Origin of the sequence: Oryzibacillus soli, assembly GCF_051594765.1 — a bacterium.
Taxonomy (GTDB): domain Bacteria; phylum Bacillota; class Bacilli; order Paenibacillales; family NBRC-103111; genus Paenibacillus_AR.
In genome coordinates this window covers 121,424-143,646 of the sequence record NZ_JBPPGJ010000016.1, presented here as the reverse complement: position 1 = coordinate 143,646, position 22,223 = coordinate 121,424, and the positions used below count along the sequence as shown (strand labels likewise).

Below are 22,223 nucleotides of genomic sequence, written 5' to 3'. Positions count from 1 at the left end.
GAACCATGAGCCAGAGTGTCAATACCTCCGCCAATGTGCTGGAGCTCCGTTACGGCATGAACCCTCACCAGAAGCAAGCCAAGCTGATGAACGACGGCCCGCTGCCGATCCAAGTCCTGAACGGGGATCCGGGCTTCATCAACCTGCTGGACGCCCTGAACGGCTTCCAGCTGGCCCGCGAGCTGCACAAGGCTACCGGACTGCCGGCGGCCGCCTCCTTCAAGCACGTGAGCCCGGCCGGTGCGGCCGTTGCCGTGCCGATGACGCCGGAGCTGGCCAAGGCCTACTTCGTCGAGGGTCTGGAGCTGTCTCCTCTGGCTACGGCTTACGCCCGCGCTCGGGGTGCGGACCGCATGTCCTCCTTCGGGGACGCGGCGGCCCTCTCCGACATCGTGGATGCATCCACCGCCAATCTCTTGAAGCGGGAGGTCTCCGACCTGGTTGTGGCTCCGGGCTACACCGAGGAGGCGCTCGCCATCCTGAAGGCCAAGAAAGGCGGCAAATACCTGATCCTCCAGATCGATCCGGACTATGTGCCGGAGCCGGTAGAGACCCGCACCCTGTTCGGTCTGAAGCTCCAGCAGGAGCGCAATGACGCCGTCATCGACGAGAGCCAGGTCACCCACATCGTCACCGAGAACAAGGACCTTCCGGAGAGCGCCAAGCGCGACCTGCTGATCGCCCTCGTGACGCTCAAATACACCCAGTCCAACTCCATCTGCTACACCTTGAACGGCCAGACCATCGGCATCGGCGCCGGCCAGCAGTCCCGGATTCACTGTACACGGCTGGCGGGTGACAAAGCCGACCGCTGGTTCCTGCGCCAGCACCCGACGGCGCTCAGCATGAAGTTCCGCGAAGGCTTGTCCCGTGCGGAGCAGAACAACGCCATCGACCTGTGGCTCGAGGAGGAGCTGACTCCCGTGGAGCAGGCGGCTTGGGAAGCGGCCTTCGCCGAAGTGCCGGCCCGTCTCTCCCGCGAGGAGAAGCGCGCCTGGCTGAACCGGCTGACCGGCGTATCCTACGGCTCCGATGCCTTCCTGCCCTTCCGCGACAACCTGGACCGTGCCAGCCGCAGCGGCGTGAAGTACGTGGTCCAAGCGGGCAGCTCCATGCGTGACGAGGAAGTGGTCCAGGCCGCCAACGATTATGGCATGGTCATGGCTTACTCCGGCGTCCGTCTGTTCCATCACTGATATCGTGTACGGCCATCCCGGAAGCGGGATGGTTCTGGTTCTACGAACGATCCGAAGGAGGCATATATCCGAAATGACCGCGAACCGAGCCGCGCAGGCGGAGCAATATTGGACCAAGCTGCAGCAGAATGTATACCCGGGCCGGGGCATCGTCATCGGTCTGACCGAAGACGGACAGCAGCTCGTCCAGGTGTACTGGATCATGGGCCGCAGCGAGAACAGCCGCAACCGGGTGTTCATTGCCGAGGACAACGGGTTCCTCCGCACCGAGGCCAAGGACCCCGCCAAGCTGACCGATCCGTCCCTGATCATCTACTACCCGGTCCGCCACATCAAGGGCGCCCATATTGTGACCAACGGCGACCAGACCGACACCATCTTCGAGGAGCTGCAGAAGCACGGCGGCACCTTCGAGTCGGCCCTGGCCAAGCGAACCTATGAGCCGGACGCGCCCAACTTCACCCCCCGCATCAGCGGCCTGGTGGATCTCTCTAACAAGCAGTTTGCCTACAAGCTGTCCATCCTGAAGTCCGCCGGCAACACGGAGGACCAGACCCTGCGTCATACCTTCACGTACGAGAAGGCGCTGCCGGGCTACGGACATGTGATCCATACTTACGAAGGCGACGGCAATCCGCTGCCCTCCTTCGACGGCGAGCCGAAGCTGGTGCCCTTGAAGGGAGATGCCAAGCAGATCGCAGATACCTATTGGGGTATGTTGAATGAGGAGAATAAGATCTCCCTCCTCGTCAAAACCATCCGTCTGGACGACGGCGCCTCCGAGCTCCTCGTCATCAACAAGGAATAGGAGGCAGCTCATATGCGGGTATTGGTTATCGGTAGAGGCGGCCGGGAGCACGCCATCGTCTGGGCGTTGAAGAAGAGCCCCAAGGTCAAGGAATTGTACTGCGCGCCGGGTAACGGCGGCATTGCGACGCTGGCCGAGTGTGTGCCGGTGTCGGAGCTGGATTTTGAAGGGATCAGCCGGTTCGCTCTGGACAACAGCATCGATCTCGTGATGGTGGCCCCGGACGATCCTCTGGTGGCCGGTCTTGTGGACCATCTGGAGGAGAAGGGGATTCCCGCTTACGGCCCCCGGAAGAATGCGGCCATCATCGAGGGCAGCAAGGTGTTCACCAAGGATCTGATGCGCAAATACAGCATCCCGACCGCCGCCTACGGCAGCTTCGAGACGTATGAAGAGGCGCTGGCGTATGTGCGCGAACAAGGTGCGCCCATCGTCATCAAGGCCGACGGCTTGGCGGCAGGCAAGGGCGTTATCGTGGCCCAGACCCTGGAGGAAGCGGAGAAGGCGCTGCGGGAGATCATGCTGGACAAGGTGTTCGGGGAATCCGGCAACTGCGTGGTCATCGAGGAATTCCTGACCGGCCAGGAGATGTCGCTCCTGTCCTTCGTGGACGGCACGACGGTCCGCCCCATGGTCCCGTCGCAGGACCATAAGCAGGTGTTCGACAACGATAAGGGTCCGAATACAGGCGGCATGGGCACTTACTCCCCGCTGCCGCATATTCCGGAATCGGTCGTGCAGGAGGCCATCGAGACCATCGTCAAGCCAACGGCGGAGGCGATGGTGAAGGAAGGCCGCCCGTTCCGCGGCGTGCTCTACGCCGGGCTCATGCTGACGGAGAAGGGTCCGAAGACCATCGAGTTCAACGCCCGCTTCGGCGATCCGGAGACCCAGGTCATCCTGCCGCGGCTGGAGACAGACCTGCTCGATATCTTCCTGGCCACCATCAACGGTCGGCTGGCGGATCTGGAGCTGAGCTGGAGCGACGAGGCGGCGGTGTGCGTCATACTCGCCTCGAAGGGATACCCGGGTACGTACCCAAAGGGATTGCCGATTACCGGGCTGGAGAATGTGAGCTCCGACGCCATGGTATTCCACGCAGGCACAGCCGTCCAGGACGGCGTCACCGTCACCAACGGCGGACGGGTGCTGGGCGTGGTCGGCAAGGGCAAGGATATCGCGGAAGCCCGGGACCGGGCCTACGCCGAGGCCTCGAAGATCAGCTTCGACGGCGTTCATTACCGGACCGATATCGCGGCGAAGGCACTAAAGGGTGCCGGAATCCAATAAGTCTATTACACGCAGGCATTCAAACGATTTCCGTTTGAATGCCTTATTTGTCTTCCGGGTCTGCCGAAGCTCCGGACCGGCGTCCGGGCGGGCTGCCGTGGCGCAGCTGCGTGGGGGCTAGACCGGTATGTCCCTTTATGGCTTTGGAGAAGTGGTAGGGGGAATGGAAGCCGGTCTGATCGGCGATGTCCTTCATGGAAAGCCCGGTATTGCAGATCAAGCCGACCGCTTTGTCCAACCGGTAGCTCCACAAATATTTGACGGGGGTCGTTCCCCGGCTAAGGCGGAACAGCCGGACCAGATGCTCCTTGCTGATGGCCGCCGCCTGCGCCATATCCGTCAGCGTCAGCTCGGATTGGTAATGCTCGTGGATATAGGAGATGACGGTGGAGACAACCGGATTGGAGATCCGTGCGGTGCGGTTGATCTGGCATTCGGACAAGTACAGGTACAGAGCGGAGCTCCCGAGGGCCTTCAGGCAGTCGTCCCGATACGGAGTGCGGGTCCCGTTGTCCAAGAGAACCATCAGGTCGATCATCCGCACCATCTCATCCGATAACGGAATGTACGGGGTGGCCGACAGGTCCGGGCATTCCCACTCGGCGAGCCGAACCCAGATCCAGCGGTGCCAGGTCCGGACCGCCCGGTCAAAGCGGAACTCCTCCAGAACTCCAGGCTTCAACAGGGTAATATGCCCTTCCGGCACAAGGCGGGGAACCCCGTCCAGATAAACCTCCATACTTCCCTTATGGACGGATACCAATTGGTAGTCCGGCTGCAGGCGCGGGCCGAACCGTCCTCCTGGGGGATACTCGACGGTTCCTGCCCCCGCTTCCAATACCCGGTGGAGACAATAGGATGGATGGTTTCCCATAAAATCGCGGCCTCCTTCCTTTCGACGGCATATCAATTTGAATTAAAAACGGATCAACGGCAAGGATGGTCCTCGCAGTCAATGTCAGTATACTTGAAATCAAGAGGATATCCATCATCATTATGCGGTCCGAAGGAGAAGCGGGAATGCGGGAAACACTGGATCTGAACGGAGTGTGGGAATGTGAGCCTGTTGCTTGGCTTCTCGTGGCGAAGGACGGCTCGCTGCAGACGGTGGAGAGGGAGCTGCCGGCCGTACGGCACATGCAAATCCCGTGCAACTGGCATATGGGCGGGCTGCCGAACTTCTATGGTTCTGTCAGGTTCAAGAAGGAGTTTCCGTATTCCTCCAATGGGCTGGAGCCTTACCTTCTCTTCGAGGGTGTCGATTATGCCTGTGAGGTGTGGCTGAACGGCAGGCGGGTGGGAGAGCATGAGGGCTGCTTTCAGACCTTCGAGTTTCGGGTCGGGCCCTTCCTGAAGGAAGGCAAAAACATGCTCGAGGTCTTGGTCCTCTCGCCGAACGAGCTGCCGGGTGAGGTATGGCCACACCGGAAGCACCTGATTAAGGGCATACTGAGCCATTGGGATGCCCGTCCGGGAGGATGGGATCTGACAGACGGCCAGGACGGCAACACAGGCGGTATATGGGGAGATGTCAGGCTGGAGTTCCGCCGGCATATGTTTCTGGTAAGCGTGCGAGCCCATACGCAGCTCTTGCCCAACAAGCCGGTGGAGGACATTTTCTTCACTCATTGGGAGGACCGAAGCGAGGTCGACTTGCAGCAGAAGGCCTATGTGTGGTTCAAGCTCCGGCTGAACAGCTGTCCTGATCCTGGAATACCGCTCCGGGTATTAATTGAGCTGTACGCCGAAGACGGTGCGGTAACAAGCGGGGAATGGGAGTGGACCGTTCCCGGCAGCGAGCACCATGTCCTTCTGGTGCTGGACCGGCCGAGGCTGTGGTGGACCTGGGATCTGGGCCACCCCCATCTGTACCGCGTAGAGGTCCGGCTGCATGCCGGCGGGCAGCTGCTGGACGAGGTCTATTTTCATACTGGGGTCCGGGAGATCGGCGTAGAGCCGGAGACGGGGACGTGGAGAGTCAACGGCAAACGTCTTTTTGTCCGGGGGACCAATGTGATCCCTACCTTGTGGCTTGGCCATTACCGGCCCGAATCGGTCAAGCAGGACCTGGAGCTGATCAAAGGGGCTCATATGAACGGGGTACGCGTATGCGTGCATGTGACCCGCAAGGAATGGTACGAGGCCTGCGACCGCGAGGGCATCCTGATCTGGCAGGACTTCCCCCTGCAATGGGGCTATGCGGAGAACAAGCAGATCGTAGAGAGCGCCGTGCGCCAGATTCGCGATATGATCCGTCAGCTGCACCATCACCCCTCGATCGGGCTGTGGTGCTGCCAGAACGAGTCGCTGGCCTTCAACAACGAAATCGTAGGCCCCCAGCTGTACCGCGCCGCCAGGGAGGAGGACGGCAGCCGGTACGTCCACCAGGTCAGCCACTTCGAGGAGCATCCGTACAACGGCTGGTACTACGGGGTCAAGGAAGACTATGCGCACCTGTCCGGAGCGCGTATGCTGTCCGAATTCGGCGCACAGGCCCTCCCGTCCTTGGAGGAGACGACCGCGATGAACAGAAGCGATGCCTGGCCGCCCGATTACAAGAAGCTGGGGTATCATAATTTCCAGTATGACCAGACCTTCTTCGTGGCCAAAATCGAAACCGGCGGCTGTTGGGAAAGCTTCGTCCGCAACTCCCAGGATTATCAGGCCCAAGTGCTGAAGCTGGCCATCGAATCCATCCGCAAGTCGAAATTCGAGAAGGCCGGTTCCTTCTTCCAGTTCATGTTCATGGATGCCTGGCCTTCGATCTCTTGGTCTGTCGTCAGCCATGCCCGGATTCCGAAGAAGGCCTATTTCACGCTGCAGCAGGTGAATCAGCCGATTCTGGCAGGCGTCACCTTGAGCCGAACCCAATGGCCGTCCAGGATGCAGAAGGGCGGAGGGGATCCGTATATGTCGCTGACGCCTTGGGTGATCAATGATCTCCACACAGGCTATCCGGCCTGCACGCTGGAGATTGCCATTGAGAGCGCAGACGGGCGAATCAGGGAAACGATCGAGACGCAAGCCTGCGACCTGCCGCCGGACAGCAAACGTACCTTGAGCCCGTTCCGGTTCCGCCACATGGACCGTTTCCCCGCCGGCGACTACGAGATGGTGCTGGTTCTGGCCTGCGGCGGTCAGATCCTCTCCCGCAACAGTTACGCGATCGGGTACGGAGAGTCGGATGTGCAATCCTAACCGTATCCCGGCTCGCCGGCAGAAAGGCATTCCCCATCCGGGAATGCCCTTTTTTTCCATTCAGCAGGAAAAAGAGCGGTCCCGTCGAACATGACCTTGTACATGGACGGAAGAAAGGTCGGTGGGCCATGCTTCGTGCCAAGATCAGGCTGATCCCAACCACGCTTCGCAACCGGTTATTCGTCACCTACATCTTGCTGGTGCTGCTACCTGCAAGCTTCGCCTTTTACTATCTGTTCCACCGCATGGAGGCCGATCATCTGAACGATGTGACCCTGCGGATGTCGGGGCAGCAGCAGCAGATTACCCGTTCCTTCGAGGAATTGATGGGACTGGCCTACAAGTCCAGCATTCTTCTGAATCAGGACGAGAGCGTCTACGCGATGATGCGGCACCCGGAGCAGTATGACCGCCTGGACCGGAAGAAGATCATGGAGAGCAAGCTGTTCGGCATCAACAACAGCTTCGTGCTCTCCGATACCGACCTCTATTTCCGGCTGACCGATCTGTCCGGCAACAGCTACACCTCGTATATGCCCCTGACCCAGCTTATCCATTCCAAGGATTACGCCGGACAATGGATCAAACGGTTGGCGGATGCCCGCGCCGTGTATGAATGGGTGCCGGATGACGAGAATGACGTGGGCACGGTAGCCGGAGCCCGGCTGCTCTCCCTCTATTCCCGGTTCGACAGCTTGGGAGGCGACCCTTATGGAATCGCACGAATCAGCATCGATTACCGGCAGTGGCTCTCGAAGCAGCTGGCCAAGAACGCAACCGCCGGGCAGGATCTGATCGTCTTGAATGGCAGGGGAGAATCCATCTTTATGGCTGACGGCACCTCGTTGGAGCCGAGCCTCTTCCGCAGAATGGCGGATTCCGGCGAGGCGGACGGCTACTTTGCGGATGCCGGGACGGGCAAGCTTATCACCTACCGGTATATGGATACCCTCCAGTGGTATTTCATCTCCGAGGTGCCGCTGCATGAGGTGTACCGGGATATCTACCGTCTGCGGTTCTGGTTCATGTCGGCCTTCGGGGTCTTCGTCTGCCTGTTCGCCGCCGTCATCTATCTGGTCGCCGTGCGGACCACCCGGCCGCTGTCCAAGCTGCAGAGGCAGATGACCGCGGCGGCCTCGAACAAGCTGGACATCCGCATCACCCCCTCCTCCGGATGGTCCGGGGAGGTCCTGTCCCTGACGGGCAGCTTCAACTCCATGATGGACGACATCCAGCTCTTAATCCGCAAGCTGAAGGAGGAGGAGCGCCAGAAGCAGGCGGTCCGGTTCCAGGTGCTCCTGATGCAGATGAACCCCCATTTTCTGTTGAATACGCTCAATGTGGTCAAGTGGATCGCCCGCCGCAATCAGCAGGAGCAGATCTCGGATATCTGCGTCTCGCTGGGGCTGCTGCTCGAGGCCGGTCTGGATACGGAAACGGATATGGCGCTGATCAAGCAGGAGCTGGAGCTGCTCCGGGCTTACGTGACGATCCAGCAGAACCGGTTCCAGAACCGGTTCGAGGTCCTCTACGAGCTGGACGCGACGGTTGAATATGCCATCGTCCCCAAGTTCAGCCTTCAGCCTCTGGTGGAGAACGCCATCCAACATGGCATCGGTCCGTTGGGGCGCAAGGGCTTGATTACCGTCCGGATCCGGGCCGACGGAGGCATGCTGCTGATGGAAGTGGAGGATGACGGAGTGGGAATGGAGGCGGCCCGCCAAGTGCCGAGGCCCAGGAAGAGCTCGGGCATCGGGCTCGCCAATCTGCGGGAGCGCCTGCAGCTGCTGTTCAAGACGGATGCAGAGATTCTGCTGCTCCCTCTGGAGCAGGGAACGAGGGCCTCCGTCCGGATTCCGCTGCTCATATCCAAGCCTTACGGGGAGGGCGAGACCGATGTGGACGATCTTAATCGTGGAAGATGAAGATATCGTAAGGGAATCCATCAGGCAGACCGTGGATTGGGAATCGTACGGGTACCGGGTCATCGGCGAAGCGGCGGACGGACACCAGGCCATGACGTTCATACGGGAGCATCGTCCGGATGTGGTCATTGCGGATATCGTCATGCCGGTTATGGACGGCATTACGCTCTTGAAGCAGGCCCGCTCGGAGGGCTACGAGTGCCGGTTCCTCATGCTGACCTGCATGGGAGAATTCGAATACGCGCGGGAGGCGGTCGAGCATGGCGCGTCCAATTATTTGCTGAAGCTGAGCTTAAGCGACGAGCAGCTCCGCAGAGCGCTGGACAAGATTACGGCCGAATTGGAAAAGTCGAGAGCCTTCGCCGCGAGCCGGATGTCCGCTTGGTTGGATGAGATCTGGAGGAGGGCGGAGAACCGTTCCGCTCCATCTCCGGCCGAGGAGCTGCCCCCCTTCTATATGGGCCGTCAGGTTCAGCTGCAGGGCATACTCCACGGAGGGACTGCCTATCCTTCCTTGCCGGAGCGGTCAGATATGCAGGAGGGGGACCTATCCCAGGAGCTGAAACGGGCGGGAATCACGGTCCGCGTCCATTGGTTCGCCGAGCAAGGAGAGGCGGGCGAATGGCGCTGCATGGATATGGTGCCTGCCGTGGTGCTGTCGCCCCGGGGGTCCCCCGGCAGCTTGTCCGCCATGTGGAGAGAACTGCTGGAGCGGCTGGACCGGGTATGGTATGGAATGGATGCCGACGGTACCCCAAGGGGGCGGAGGCTGGCCGCCGGGCAGGAGGCATATGAGCTGGACGGCGACGGGATCTACCTGTGGAGCGAGGAGGAGGCCTATCTGCAAGCCCTGCAGCTTCAGAGGCTGGAGCAGGCCCGAGAGCTGCTGGAGCAGCTGCGTGATACCATGAGGGAGCTGCAATTGCCCGCCTCTACGGTTCTGCTGTCGGCTCGCTACCTGAAGAAGCGGATGGAGCGTCTCTGGAAGCCGGCCTCCGCCGAGGAGGGGAGCCTGTGCGGGATGACGCATGAGGAGCTGTTCCGGGAGCTCCTTCGGCAGGTGGAGGAGTGGGCGGGGGCCCGGCTGGCGGAGCGGGAGCTCGTCACCGATCATCCCGTGGTCAATGCCGCGGTCCGCTATGTGCTGGAGCACTACGGGGACAATCTGACGGTGAAGGACATGGCCCGCATCATGGCGGTACACGAGGATTACTTGAGCAATTTGTTCAAGAAGAAGACGGGGATGACCTTGATCCACTTTCTGCACCGGGTCCGGATCGAGCGTGCCTGCGAGCTGCTGGTGAATACGGCGGAGCCGGTATCGGAGATCACGGGCAGGGTCGGCTTCACGGACGAAGCTTATTTCATCAAGATCTTCAAACGCATGATGAACGAAACCCCCGGCGCTTACCGCAAGCGGTGTACGCCGGCCACCTCGACCTAAAGGTCGCCTACGCCTGCCGCATGACGGCGGGCGTTTTTCATTTTCGGCCAACTTCTCGGTTTTCTCCTATGGATTCATAAGATTTGACCCTACGTCCGCCTTTCGGACCAATGGTATAGTGAAGCTACAAAGCGAGGAGGTCCATAACCTATGAAAATCGCAAAATCGGTAACCGTCAGCTTATCCGCCTGCATCGCCTTGACCGCGTTCGCAGGCTGCACCAAGGAAGAAGAGAAGAAGGATTCCGCCGCCTCCCCGGCCAGCTCCGCCTCCCCGACGGCCGCAGCCACAACCGCGCCGAAGAAGGATCCGGTCAAGCTCGTGATGTGGGGCGGAGTGCCGCCGGAGAACGGCCCCCAGGAGGCGGTCGACAACTGGAACAAGCAGCATCCCGAGATCCAGGTTTCCTACGAGCGGTTCGTGAATGATGACGCGGGCAACCTGAAGCTGGATACGATGATGGCATCCGGCCAGCAGGTGGACTTATATATGAGCTACGCCTTCGACCTGTATGAGAAGCGCATCAAGGCCGGCACCGCACTGGACCTGAGCACCTTCAAGGATTACAGCGTGGATGACAAAATGGGCATCGGCGCCACGACCTGGAAGGTCGACGGCAAGTACTACGGCGTTCCGACGAACAAGGGCCTCTCGTTCGTATGGCTGAATAAGGATATGCTGGATGCCAAGGGCCTTCAGGTTCCGACGGATTGGACCATCGACGAGATGCGCGAGTACGCCAAGAAGCTGAAGGTGGATAAGGGCTGGGGCCTGGCGCAGACCGATTATTATTTTACCGTACCGATTACCGGCTCCCTGCTCAAGGCAAGCCCCAAGCTGGTGAAGGCGGACGGCACCTCCGGATTCGATTCCCCGGCTGTTCCCAAGACGCTGCAGACCTACTACGACATGATGTTCACGGACAAATCCTTGATGCCGCACTCGGAGCAGCTGACCTCCAAGCCGGCCATCGACCAGATGTTCGTCAAGGGCCAGACGGCCATGCTGTTCTCCACGCAGCAGGTGTTCCGGACGACCAACAATGTGAAGGATTACCCGAGAACCTTCAAGGTGGCGGCGGCTCCGGCGCCTAAGGTGTTCAAGGATCAGGCCGATTATATCAATGCGGGCGGACTGGGCGACGTGCTCTCCATCAACGCCAAATCGAAGTACAAGGAAGAAGCGTGGCAGTTCGTGAAGTGGTATGCGGACGAAGGCATGCTGCCCCTTGCGAGAGGAGGGCGGATTCCCGCCTCCAAGGACTTCAACAAGGATAACGTCGCCAAGCTGATGTTCGAGGGCGTGGAGAACACCTACGACCTGGAGTCGGTGAAGCGGGTCATGTTCGGGAATCTGCCGCTTGGGCTGGGCCAGCTGGATAAGAAGACGGGAGAGGACCAGAAGGCGGTCTACGACAAGTATTACTCCCAGAAGATTGCGAGCGCGGAAGAAGCGGCGAAGCAGCTGACCCAAGCGCACAACGAGAATCTCAAAGCAAGCAAATAAGCGCAGGAGGGAGGGGGAGACTGGCACCGCCGGGCTTCCCCTCTCTGACGAAAGGCGGCGAGCAGTCATGAGTTGGATGAGACGCCAACGGCTACTGGGGTACGTATTCATAGCCCCGAATTTTATCGGAATGTCCATCTTCCTGTTGGTTCCGGCCCTATTCTCCTTCTATCTGATGTTTACGGATTGGGTGTTCGCAAGCGGCCAAGCGCCGCATTTTATCGGTCTCCGCAACTTCAGCACCATGTTCCAGGATGAGCTGTTCTATCTGTCCTTGAAGAATACGCTGCTGGTCCTCGTGCCGGTCCCGATCTCCACGGTCCTGGGCTTCCTGATTGCCGTCCTGCTGAACAACCGGGTCTACTTTCAGAAAATATTGCGGGCCGCCTTCTTCGCCCCCCATATTACCAGCGGCATCGCCGTCGCCTATGTGTGGATGGTGCTGTTCCAGCCGACGGACGGGCCGATCAATGCCATGCTGCATGCGTTCGGGGTGGAGCAGCCCCCCCGGTGGTTCGCTTCGCCGGATACGGCCATCTACTCCGTCCTCATCATGAACGTGGCGGGAGGCATCGGATACTGCATGATCATCTTCCTTGCCGCACTGCAGGAGATATCCCCGGAGCTGCTGGAATCCGCCAAGATGGACGGCGCCCGCTTCTGGACGACGGTCCGGCGCATCATCTTCCCGCTGGTCAGCCCCACCACCTTCTTCCTGCTGATCACCGGCTTCATCGGCGCGGTCAAGAGCTTCGGCATGATCTATTCCATCACCCAAGGCGGACCCGCCAACAGCACGATGCTCTTCTCCATCTATGCCTACAAGAAAGCGTTCATGTTCTACGAGATGGGCTATGCCTCGGCGGTATCCTGGATCATGTTCGCCTTCATCCTCGCCATCACGATGGTCCAATGGATCGGCCAGAAAAAATGGGTTCACTATTAACCGGAAAGGAGGAGTTGCCATGGATGCCGGAACCACACCGTTGGTTGACCGCAAGCGGGTTGCAAGCCCGTTGTACTTGAAGGAACGGATGCACAAAACCGTCACGACCCTTGTCATGGCTCTGTTGAGTCTCTTGCTGCTCGCTCCCTTGCTCTGGATGATCAGCACGTCGTTCAAACCTCCGATGGACGTATTCGCGTACCCCATCGAATGGATCCCCAGCCACCCGATTCTGCATAATCACGTGGTCGTGTGGACCCAAGGGGACGGGTTCCTGCTGTATTATCTCAATTCTCTGAAGATCTCGCTGGTGCTGATGGTCTTGACGCCCCTTCTGGCTGCGATGGCGGCCTACGGCTTCGCCAAGATCGACTTCCGCGGACGCCAGACGATCTTCCTGCTCTACCTGTCCCTGATGATGATTCCACAGCAGGTGCTGTTCGTACCGAAGTTCATCATGTTTACCAAGATGCACATCTACAATACGCAGTGGGCCTTGATCCTACCCGGGTTATTCACGGTGTTCGGCGTATTCCTGATACGCCAATGGTTCATGAGCATTCCGCACGAAATTTCGGAGGCTGCTTTTATGGATGGTGCGGGTCACTTCCGGATCTTCACGCAATTGTTCCTGCCTCTCTCCAAGCCGGTGCTGGCCACCTTCGCCATCATCGATTTCACTTGGACGTGGAACGATTATGAGAATCCGCTTATCTTCTTAACCAACAAGAAGCTGTTCACGGTTCCGCTGGGAATGCAGAATTTCATGCAAGAAAACGGGGTGGATTACAATCTGATGATGGCTGCGGCGACGGCAGCGGTGATTCCGCTCCTGCTGGTTTTCTTCTTCGGCCAGAAGTATATCATTCAAGGGTTTTCGAGTACGGCAGTAAAAGGATGAAGGGAGAGTTCGAATGAATGCCACGTTAAGAAGAGCCGTTTCATTGTTCTGCGCACTGATCCTGCTGGTGGCGATCCTGCTGCCGGCGGGTTCGGCATTCGCAGCAGCCCCGGTCTTCACCGGCTTGACCGACAAGCAGGTGGACGAGGGGACCTCGTTAGGGTTTACGGTTCATGCCGACGAGCCGAGCGGCGGTGCGGTAACGTACAAGGCAAGCGGGCTGCCCGAAGGGGCAGCCTTCAATCAGACGACCGGACTGTTCAACTGGCTGCCCGGCTATGAGCAAGCGGGTCCCTATACCGTGACCTTCGCCGCTTACGGTGGTGGGTCGGTAACGCAGCAGAACGTGCTGATCAACGTGAAGGACGTTCCGACGGCGAATGTTCGCTCCGGGTTAAAATCGCTTCGGACCGACTTCATCGACTCCAACCATTCCTACAGCAGGACGGTGGCTGTAACCGAGCCGGAAGGCACGGAGCTCGTATTCAGCGCGTGGATCAAGATGGAGAGTGCCGACAGCCAGATGATCGTGAAGCTGACGGATACGAACACCAACGGAACCAAGTATGTGTTCTCGGAGTCCTCACACCTCCCCCTCACCTATCCGGGTGGGACCATGACCGACAAGGCGCTGACGGAGACCTCCACCTGGTTCAAGGTCAAGCCGGAGGAAGTAGGCAAGTGGGTACAGCTCAAGTGGAAGTTCCCCTTAAGGAACACTGGTAAAGTATTCGTGGAGTTCAAGAATACGAACATCGGCGTCGGCAAATCCTGCTACATAGACGATGTGTTCCTGGGTCTGGAGGGCGGTGTGAACAAGCTGACCAATCCGGGCTTCGAGAGCGGGACTACGGGTTGGAGCGTCTTCGGCAGCAAGATGACCATCAATGACGAATCCGACAGCAATTCGTACATCTCCCCCACATCCGCCACCTTCGATAAGGCATTGGGGCTTCAACAAGATGTAAGCGTAACCATTTCGGAGAGCGGCAACACCTTGTCGGCGGTGAAATATGGGATCCTCCCGTTGACGGCGGGTACGGACTATACCGTATCCGGGAATACCGTGACCATCAAGAAAGCTTACTTGGCCACCCTTCCCCTCGGGTCCGCCAGCCTGATCTTCGATTTCAACAAAGGACTGGACCGGACGCTGGCCTTGTCGATTGTGGATTCTTCTACGCCCAGCTCGGACATTGCGCCCGTGTCGGCGAAGTACGATAAGAATCCGGCGGCTTCCTCCAATCATGAGCCGATCCAGGTGACGATGGCGCTGAACGGCAATCATCTGAACGCGATCAAGAACGGCTCGTTCCCCTTGAAGGAGAATACGGATTACACCGTGACGAACGGCACCGCCGTCACTCTGCAGACGAGCTATCTGGATACGCTGGCTGTGGGACAGACTACGCTGACCTTTGATTTTGATCAAGGGGCGGACCGGGCTCTCGGCATCACCGTATCGGATTCCAGACCGGTGCTCGGCAATTACGTCTTGAAGCAGGTTCAGAACAACGTCATTAACAGCGGCCCTTACCAGGCTGTCACCGGTCTGAAGACCGACGGGACCAAGTACCGGTTCAGCGTGAAGATCCGGGGAGAGGGAAAAGTGGCCGCCAAGCTCTTCCCCTCAGGCTGGCTCCCGGATTTCGTGAGTCCCAATCCCGACGTCATTAGCGCCGACCCCCGTTCGGCTGCTTGGTTCACGGCGACTCCCGATTGGAAGACCGTCACCTTCGCCGGTGATTTCACCAGCAATGATACCTCGACAGTGATCTTCCTGATGAAGGATCCGGCGAATAACGGCGCCGTTCTGTTCATCGACGATATCAGCTTGTTCGAGGTGGATATTCAGGGGAATCCGGTCGGTCCGAACCTCGTCCGCAACGGGAATTTCGAAACTGGCGATATGACGGGCTGGACCCACCGGGACAGCTCCTCGGCAGGCTCTCACTCCGCTTACCTGTGGAAGACGGGAGAGGTGATCGTAACGCCGAACAAGTCGGAATTCGACCTGGCCCCGGCCTATCAGAGCGATATTACATTCACCTTGATGCAGGACCAAGCGGCGACTCCTTTGAAGGCCATCAAGTATGCAGGGGCCACGCTGGCTGCCGGAACGGATTATTCGGTTCTCGGCAATGCGGTGACCATCAAGAAAAGCTACATGAGCACCCACTTTCCCAAGGGTCTCCGCACCCTAACCTTCGAGTTCGCAAGCGGAGCTCCACAGGATGTACCCATCGACGTGCTGTTTACGCTGCCACCCAAAGGCGGCTGGTCCGCTTATCAGGCGGAGCGGGGGACCATCACCGGCGGGACGGTGGAGGCTGACTCCTTCGCCTCCAATGGGCGTGTCGTCACCGGCTTGGATGAAGTGGGGGATTCCATCACCTTCACCAATGTGGAAGGCGGCAATACCTTGGGTCTGCGTTACGCCAATGCCCAAGCCGCAGGCGGACAGATCAGCGTGTACGTCAACGGAGCCAAGCGAGGCAGCATCATCTTCGGCAGCACCGGTGCATGGCTGGGAAGCGATGAAGCTTATGCGGATGCTGTGGGCGCCCTGACCATTCCCAAAGGTGCGACCGTCAAGCTGCAGGTCGATCCGGGGGATTCCGCCCTTGCCGTGGATTGCATCCGGGTCTACTACAACTTTGAGGCCGAGACACTGACGAGAGCGGGATCGGGCACCGTCGCCAGCGATTCTTATGCCTCGGGGGGGATGACCGTTGCCGGGATCAAGCAGCCTGGGGATCGGGTCATCGCCTACAGCCCCGTCGAGGGAGATGAAGTGGCGATCGGGTACGCCGCGCTGTCCCGGGGCAAGATCGGTCTGTACGTCAATGATGTGCGGACGGATCTGAATTTCGACACGACCTATCAGCTGAATGGCAAGGGCTCCTATAAGGAAATGAGCGTCTATGTACCGGTACCTGTCGGCGCGAAGGTGGCCGTCCGCTTCGATGATGGCGATACTCCGCTGACGCTGGATTATATCAAGATCGTACCGAAGCCGACGTATGGGCCCGCCTACAGGGATATTCCGGAGCGGCCCATGATCACCGGGGTATACATCGGCAACGATTATACGGCGGTCAATCAATTCGAGACCTGGCTTGGCAATCCTGACGTGGAGGTGCTGGGCTATAACGGCAACACCAGCTGGGACGATTTCGTCCAATCCGAGCCGTGGATCATTAACACCAACTGGAGCAAGATGGACAACAAGGTGCTGTGGTCGGTGTCCCTGATTCCGAAGGCAACCAAGCCGTTCATCAAGGACTCCAACCTGGATGATGCGGCAAGGGGCAAATACAACGAGTATTACAAGCAAGTCGCCCAGACCATCTACAACTTCGTCCAAGACAAGGGCTATGACGAGATCCACATCCGGACCGCCTGGGAATTCAACGCGGACTGGTTCCCGTGGGGGACCGTTGCCAAGCCTGGGGAGAATCAATTGAAGAAGACCCAGGACTTCATCGGGGCCTGGCGGCAGTTCTACAAGTCGTTCAAGGAGGTATCCCCCAAGTTCCGCATCGAGTGGTGCGCGAATGTCGGCGATCCCCGGAAGTACTATCCGGACCTGGCTTATCCGGGTGACGATTATGTCGATATCATCGGGATGGACGTCTACGATGAGACGGTATGGAGTCATGTGACAGACACCATTGAACGGTTCCAATTCCTGCTGACCCGTCCGTACGGCTTGATCTGGCACCGGGAGTTCGCCAAGGCTCATCACAAGCCCATGGCTTATTCGGAATGGGGAGTGGGCGGCAATTCGGCCGGCGATTCGCCCTACATGGTGGAGATGCTGTACAAGTGGTTCAAGGTGAACAAGGTGGTCCAGCAGACGCTCTGGGATTCGGACGTGGCCTATACCGGCCGGTTGAGCGGTGGGCAGTATCCGAAGGCGGGCGCCAAGTATAAGGAACTGTACGGCGTCCCGCAATCCTTGCCGAATGGGGTGAACGTACCTGGTGATGTTATAACGGCAATCTCTTATCCGCTGGGAAGAGTGGAAGGCGGCGGTTTCGTTACGCTGGATTCCGTGCCCGCCTCCATCCGGATGTTTGCTCTGGACCCAAGCGGGAATAACAGCCACGTGACGAAGGCCCAGATTACCATTAAGAATGCAGCGGGCAAGTACTGGGACGTTGCGTCCAACAGCTATAAGGACACGGTCGTCTATAATCCGGCCGTACGGGATCCCAACGAAAATACCTACTGGGTTCTGGATCTGTCCGCAGCGCCTCTTGCCAAGGGCAGCTATACCATAACCGGCTATGCCTACGACGGAGCCGATAACCGGCCCGCCGTGGCCAAAGTCATCGCAGCCTCCGCCAGCTTCAACAAGAATGCGCCGGCCGATGTGACCATCATGATGTCCCAGAAGGGCAGCGGGCTGGCGGCCGTCCGGAACGGCACGTCGGTGCTGGTGAAGGGGACGGATTATACCATCTACGAGGAATATCTGACCATCACCAAATCGTACCTAGCGACGTTGGCTGGCACGAAGGCCGTCTTGACTCTGGACTTCGCAACCGGAGAAGATAAGACCGTAGACATTAACATTACCGGTGCCTCGGCGGCACAGGAGTAGTGCCCTAATCATAAGGCGGCCCCTATCGACATCCGGATGGCTCGGATGATAGGGGCCGTCTTTATGTGGGGAGGGCATTATTCCTTCGGCGGGGGGGACTTGTCCAGCATCAGCTTGTCTCTGTGGTCCATGACATACCAGATGGCAGCGACGACGCCCGCAATCAGCAGCCACGAAAGCTTGTTGGCTCCGAGCCATTGGAGTATTCCAGCCATACGGTGCGCCTCCTTTTTCCTATAGGTTCGCCCGACGGGGAGGGAAATATGTAAAAGGCTTTCAAAAACAGGCATAGCCCGTTCGGTTTTTGTGATACACTGTATGGTAGACCCAATTCTCATTCCAAAGGTGGTTATCGTCCATGGATATTCAATCCCGCCCGAACGCGGTGGAGGTGGAGAGGGAATACAACGCCCCCTTCCATAAGCTCATGCGTCTGTTCACCCTTTCGATTCTGGTATCCTTCATCGGCACGGCTATCGGCACCTATGTGCCCCCGGCCCTGTTCCTGCCCTTGGTGGTAGTGGAGCTTATCATGATCTTCTCCGCCTTCCTCTTCCGCAGAGGCAAGCGGGCCATCGGCATGCCCTTCGTCTTTACCTTCACCTTCATTAGCGGTATCACCCTGTATCCGACCATCGCTCATTATGCCAGCATCGGCGGCACCTCTCTGGTGCTGACGGCCTTCTCCGTCACGACGGGTGGCTTCGCGGCGCTGTCCTTCTATGCTTACTTCTCCAAGCGGGACTTCAGCTTCCTGGGCGGCCTCTTGACCATCGGCTTGTTCACGCTGATCGGCTTCGGCATCGTCGGTCTCTTCACCGGCGGCTTCGGCGGCGGCCTGGGCCTTGGCATCGCCGTTCTGGGCGTGCTGATCTTCTCCGGCTACATCCTGTACGACATCTCGAACTACAAGCAAGGCCTGGCGGAAGAGATGGTTCCTCTGGCGGTGCTGAGCCTGTACCTGGACTTCATCAACCTGTTCCTGTACGTGCTGCGTCTTCTGGGCATCCTGTCCTCGGACGATTAATCCATGTGTTGCAAGAGGCCGCGTTCTCCTTCGGAGGGCGCGGCTGTTTTTTTATCGTTTGTCTGGGGGGACGTTGTCCTTATGGACACGATGTGAGAAGCTTTATTGCAGTCAAAGGCATAATTGCCGTTGATTACCTCGAATATTAATCAAAGTTCGAGATCAAGGGCAAATATGCCGCTTGTTCCCCCATAGAAGGGAAAGAGGGGGTTTCCCACCCAATCAACGGCATAAATGCCTTTCATCGAGTCGGATGAAGGAGAGCACGATAAAACGAAGGGCATATGTGCCGTTGATCGGACGGACGATTGGCCCTTTGTGGTTAGATGCGAATCATTACTAAATTATAAATATTCCTTGACTGGAATATTCCCAATCAGGTATATTTGGTACAGAACCTAGAAGGAGGCTGGATAGATGCCGGGGAATGAACCGTTGGATGAGGTCGAAGCACGGGTGGGGGAGCGGGAATTCGTATTGGAGCGGATCTACGACGCGCCGCGGGAGCTTTTGTTCCGGGTCTTCACGGAGCCGGAGCATCTGGCGCAGTGGTGGGCGCCGGGGGATTATACGGTCCCGGTGTGCAAGGTGGATCTTCGACCAGGCGGGCAATGGCACTACAGCATGAGGTCGCCGGAGGGGGAGGACCATTGGGCGTTGGCGGTCTTCCGGGAGATCCAGCCACCGGAGCGGATCGTGTACAGCTGCACGTTCGCAGATGAGTTCGCCAACCGGACGGAAGGGATTCCGGAGCACACGGCTACGATCACATTCTCCGAAGCGGACGGGAAGACTAAGGTGGAGGTCCGCATCTCCTTCGAGTCGGCAGAGGACCTGAAGACGACGGTCCGGATGGGCATGATCGATGGCCTGACCATGACGTTGAACAGCCTGCCGAAGCTGTTGGCGGACCTATTGGCATAAGCCGATGAAGCCGATCTTGAGCGCGCTCGGGGAACCCCACCGGCAGCAGATCGTCGAGCTCCTGCGCCAAGGACCCCTTACCGTTGGCGAGATCGCCGAACGGTTAGGCCTGAACCAGCCCCAAGTCTCCAAGCATCTCCGCACCCTGAGCGAATCCGGTCTGGTCCAAGTAGAGGCGCAGGCGAACCGGCGGATCTATAAGCTGCGCCCCGAGCCCTTCAAGGAGCTGAACGACTGGGTGTCCTCCTTCTCGTTCTTGTGGGAGGAACGGCTCGACCGACTGGAGGATTACCTGCGTAAGCTGCAAGCCCCGAATAAGAAGGAAGAATGAGGGAGCGGGCAACAGCCGCTTCATGAAGACCTAATATTCCGTAGAGGAGCCGTGTGTACATGTCCAAGCAAGCCGAACTGGTGATTACCCGTACGATTGACGCCCCGAAGGAGCTGGTGTTCCAAGCCTTCACCCAGGCTGAGCATCTGAAGAACTGGTGGGGGCCGAAGGGCCTCGAGCTGTCGGTGCTGAAGCTGGATGTCCGGCCGGGCGGCGTATTCCACTATGGGATGCAGACCCCTGACGGACAGATGATGTACGGGATCTTCCACTATCGGGAGATCGAAGCGCCGAACCGCCTGGTCTTCTCCAGCGGCTTCGCCGACGAAGCTGGGAATCTGATCCGCGCGCCGTTCAGCGCCGTGTTCCCCATGGAGCTCCTGAATGAGTACACCTTCACCGAGGAGAACGGGAAGACCGTCCTCACACTCCGCGGCGAACCCTTGCATGCGACGGAGGAGGAAGCCCAGTTCTACGCCTCGATGAAGGAGAACATGGAGCAGGGCTTCGGCGGCACCTTCGGCAAGCTGGACGAGTACTTGGCAACCCTGTAAGTCGTAAATCGCAAAAGCCCGCATGCAGCGCCGACCGGCGCTGCATGCGGGCTTTCTTCGTGACGGGGCTTACAGCGTCACGCCATCCTTGAAGATGGAGATCTCACGGTAGCCGTTCTCTTCATTGCGGGCTTGCTTCACGCCGGAAGCGACGTCCAGCACGTGCTGGAAGAACTCGTCGCGGACCTCCGGCATGGTGCGGCCCTCGAGCAGCTGGCCGGCATTGAAGTCGATCCAGTTGCGCTTGCGGTTGTACAGGTCCGAGTTGGTGGAGATCTTCATCGTCGGCACCGGAGCGCCGACCGGCGTGCCGCGGCCGGTGGTGAAGAGGATCAGGTGGGCGCCGGCCGCCATCAAGGCGGTGACGGCTACGATGTCGTTGCCCGGGCCCTGGAGCAGGTTCAAGCCCGGCTTCGCCACACGTTCACCGTACTGAAGCACATCAACCACGTTGCCGCTGCCGCCCTTCTGGGTGCAGCCGAGAGATTTCTCCTCCAGGGTGGAGATGCCGCCCTTCTTGTTGCCCGGAGACGGATTCTCATACACCACTTGGTTGTAGCGGATGTAATATTCCTTGAAGTCGTTGATCAGGCTGACGGTCTTGTCGTAGACGGACTCATCCACGCAGCGGTTCATCAGGAGCGTCTCGGCACCGAACATCTCCGGCACCTCGGTCAGGATGGTGCTGCCGCCGTGAGCGATCAGGGTATCGGAGAACTCGCCCAGGAGCGGGTTCCCGGTAATGCCGGAGAAGGCGTCGGAGCCGCCGCACTTCAGACCGACGACAAGCTTGGAAGCATCCACCGGCTGGCGCTTGAAGGTCTCCGCATACTCTACCAGCTGCTCGATGATCTCGAGGGCGGCTTCCACCTCGTCGTTGACGTCCTGGGTGGAGAGGAAGCGCACGCGCTTCTCGTCGTACTCGCCCAGATGCTTCTTGAACTCGGGAATGTTGTTGTTCTCGCAGCCGAGGCCGAGGACCAGAACACCTGCAGCATTCGGATGCTTCACCATGTCGGCCAGAATCTTCTGGGTCATGGTCTGGTCGTCGCCCATCTGAGAGCAGCCGAAGGGATGGGTGAAGTTGAAGACGCCGTCCACCCGGCCCTCGAACATGCGGGAGCCTTCTTTGGCCAGAAGGTCGGAGGTCTTGTTCACACAGCCTACGGTGTTGACGATCCAGATCTCGTTGCGGATGCCCACATCGCCGTTGGAGCGGACGTAGCCCATGAACTGTGCATTCTTCTTTGGCTGCTCAGGGGAGAGCGCCGGGCTGTAGGTGTACTCCAGGATGCCGTCGAGATTGGTCTTGATGTTATGGGTGTGGATGTAATCTCCGGCTTGGATCGGAGCGGTGGCATGGCCGATGGGGAAGCCATACTTGATGATGTTCTCACCGGTGTTGATGTTGCGGAACGCGATCTTGTGACCCTTGTCGATGGCTTCACGGGCGGTGACTTTATATTGGCCCAGCTCTACGGTCTCGCCTTCGGCGATCGGGACCATGGCTACAGCTACGTTATCCTGTTCGTTAATCTGGATCAGCTTGTCGCTCTTGATCATC

Annotated in this window: 17 protein-coding genes; 14 read left to right on the top strand and 3 right to left on the bottom strand. The window is 58.9% G+C overall.

Annotation, left to right across the window (positions count from 1 at the left end):
• Positions 1 to 5 precede the first annotated feature (5 nt).
• From ACSEXW_RS20875 to purD, 3 genes are all read left to right on the top strand, one after another.
• Positions 6 to 1,196 carry a phosphoribosylaminoimidazolecarboxamide formyltransferase gene (locus tag ACSEXW_RS20875; protein WP_438448108.1) on the top strand — a complete coding sequence of 397 codons (1,191 nt, stop codon included), beginning with the start codon at positions 6 to 8 and terminating at the stop codon, positions 1,194 to 1,196.
• 73 nt (positions 1,197 to 1,269) lie between these two features.
• Positions 1,270 to 2,004: an IMP cyclohydrolase gene (locus tag ACSEXW_RS20870; RefSeq protein WP_438448107.1), complete on the top strand. Its 735-nt coding sequence runs from the start codon at positions 1,270 to 1,272 to the stop codon at positions 2,002 to 2,004.
• A 12-nt stretch (positions 2,005 to 2,016) separates the two neighbouring features.
• Positions 2,017 to 3,294, top strand: coding sequence for a phosphoribosylamine--glycine ligase (gene purD, locus ACSEXW_RS20865; protein ID WP_438448106.1), 1,278 nt, complete (start codon positions 2,017 to 2,019; stop codon positions 3,292 to 3,294).
• 43 nt (positions 3,295 to 3,337) lie between these two features.
• On the opposite strand, the gene ACSEXW_RS20860 is transcribed toward purD, so the two are convergent.
• A complete protein-coding gene (locus tag ACSEXW_RS20860; protein ID WP_438448105.1) occupies positions 3,338 to 4,168 on the bottom strand; it encodes a helix-turn-helix domain-containing protein in 831 nt (276 codons plus the stop codon).
• Positions 4,169 to 4,314: 146 nt separating this feature from the next.
• On the opposite strand from ACSEXW_RS20860, the gene ACSEXW_RS20855 reads away from it, so the two are divergent.
• The 7 genes from ACSEXW_RS20855 (at position 4,315) to ACSEXW_RS20825 (ending at position 17,823) form a co-directional block, all read left to right on the top strand.
• Complete coding sequence (locus ACSEXW_RS20855; protein WP_438448104.1) at positions 4,315 to 6,492, top strand: glycoside hydrolase family 2 protein; 2,178 nt, start codon at positions 4,315 to 4,317, stop codon at positions 6,490 to 6,492.
• A gap of 128 nt (positions 6,493 to 6,620) precedes the next feature.
• Entirely contained in the window at positions 6,621 to 8,417 is a 1,797-nt protein-coding gene (locus tag ACSEXW_RS20850; RefSeq protein ID WP_438448103.1) for a sensor histidine kinase, read from the top strand.
• Positions 8,389 to 9,861: a response regulator transcription factor gene (locus ACSEXW_RS20845; protein ID WP_438448102.1), complete on the top strand. Its 1,473-nt coding sequence runs from the start codon at positions 8,389 to 8,391 to the stop codon at positions 9,859 to 9,861. Before ACSEXW_RS20850 ends, ACSEXW_RS20845 begins: the two co-directional genes overlap by 29 nt.
• A 150-nt stretch (positions 9,862 to 10,011) precedes the next feature.
• Positions 10,012 to 11,367 (top strand): ABC transporter substrate-binding protein, encoded by a 1,356-nt coding sequence (locus tag ACSEXW_RS20840; protein WP_438448101.1) that lies wholly within the window; start codon positions 10,012 to 10,014, stop codon positions 11,365 to 11,367.
• 67 nt (positions 11,368 to 11,434) lie between these two features.
• The gene (locus ACSEXW_RS20835; RefSeq protein ID WP_438448100.1) at positions 11,435 to 12,313 is read left to right on the top strand and encodes a carbohydrate ABC transporter permease; all 879 of its coding nucleotides are present in this window, start codon (positions 11,435 to 11,437) and stop codon (positions 12,311 to 12,313) included.
• 19 nt (positions 12,314 to 12,332) lie between these two features.
• Positions 12,333 to 13,214: a carbohydrate ABC transporter permease gene (locus ACSEXW_RS20830; RefSeq protein ID WP_438448099.1), complete on the top strand. Its 882-nt coding sequence runs from the start codon at positions 12,333 to 12,335 to the stop codon at positions 13,212 to 13,214.
• A 13-nt stretch (positions 13,215 to 13,227) separates the two neighbouring features.
• Positions 13,228 to 17,823 carry a X2-like carbohydrate binding domain-containing protein gene (locus ACSEXW_RS20825; RefSeq protein ID WP_438448098.1) on the top strand — a complete coding sequence of 1,532 codons (4,596 nt, stop codon included), beginning with the start codon at positions 13,228 to 13,230 and terminating at the stop codon, positions 17,821 to 17,823.
• A gap of 77 nt (positions 17,824 to 17,900) precedes the next feature.
• Here the strand turns inward: ACSEXW_RS20825 and ACSEXW_RS20820 are convergent, their stop codons facing one another.
• Positions 17,901 to 18,038: a hypothetical protein gene (locus tag ACSEXW_RS20820; RefSeq protein WP_438448097.1), complete on the bottom strand. Its 138-nt coding sequence runs from the start codon at positions 18,036 to 18,038 to the stop codon at positions 17,901 to 17,903.
• Between the two features lie 143 nt (positions 18,039 to 18,181).
• Here ACSEXW_RS20820 and ACSEXW_RS20815 point away from each other — a divergent pair, with 143 nt between their 5' ends.
• From ACSEXW_RS20815 to ACSEXW_RS20800, 4 genes are all read left to right on the top strand, one after another.
• Positions 18,182 to 18,850 carry a Bax inhibitor-1/YccA family protein gene (locus ACSEXW_RS20815; protein WP_438448096.1) on the top strand — a complete coding sequence of 223 codons (669 nt, stop codon included), beginning with the start codon at positions 18,182 to 18,184 and terminating at the stop codon, positions 18,848 to 18,850.
• A 417-nt stretch (positions 18,851 to 19,267) separates the two neighbouring features.
• Entirely contained in the window at positions 19,268 to 19,774 is a 507-nt protein-coding gene (locus ACSEXW_RS20810; protein WP_438448095.1) for an SRPBCC family protein, read from the top strand.
• A gap of 4 nt (positions 19,775 to 19,778) precedes the next feature.
• On the top strand, positions 19,779 to 20,105 hold the full coding sequence (locus ACSEXW_RS20805; RefSeq protein WP_438448094.1) for an ArsR/SmtB family transcription factor: 327 nt from the start codon (positions 19,779 to 19,781) through the stop codon (positions 20,103 to 20,105).
• 59 nt (positions 20,106 to 20,164) lie between these two features.
• Complete coding sequence (locus ACSEXW_RS20800) at positions 20,165 to 20,659, top strand: SRPBCC family protein (protein WP_438448093.1); 495 nt, start codon at positions 20,165 to 20,167, stop codon at positions 20,657 to 20,659.
• Positions 20,660 to 20,728: 69 nt separating this feature from the next.
• Here ACSEXW_RS20800 and ACSEXW_RS20795 read toward each other — a convergent pair whose 3' ends face one another.
• Entirely contained in the window at positions 20,729 to 22,222 is a 1,494-nt protein-coding gene (locus ACSEXW_RS20795) for a UxaA family hydrolase (RefSeq protein ID WP_438448092.1), read from the bottom strand.
• Position 22,223 lies beyond the last annotated feature (1 nt).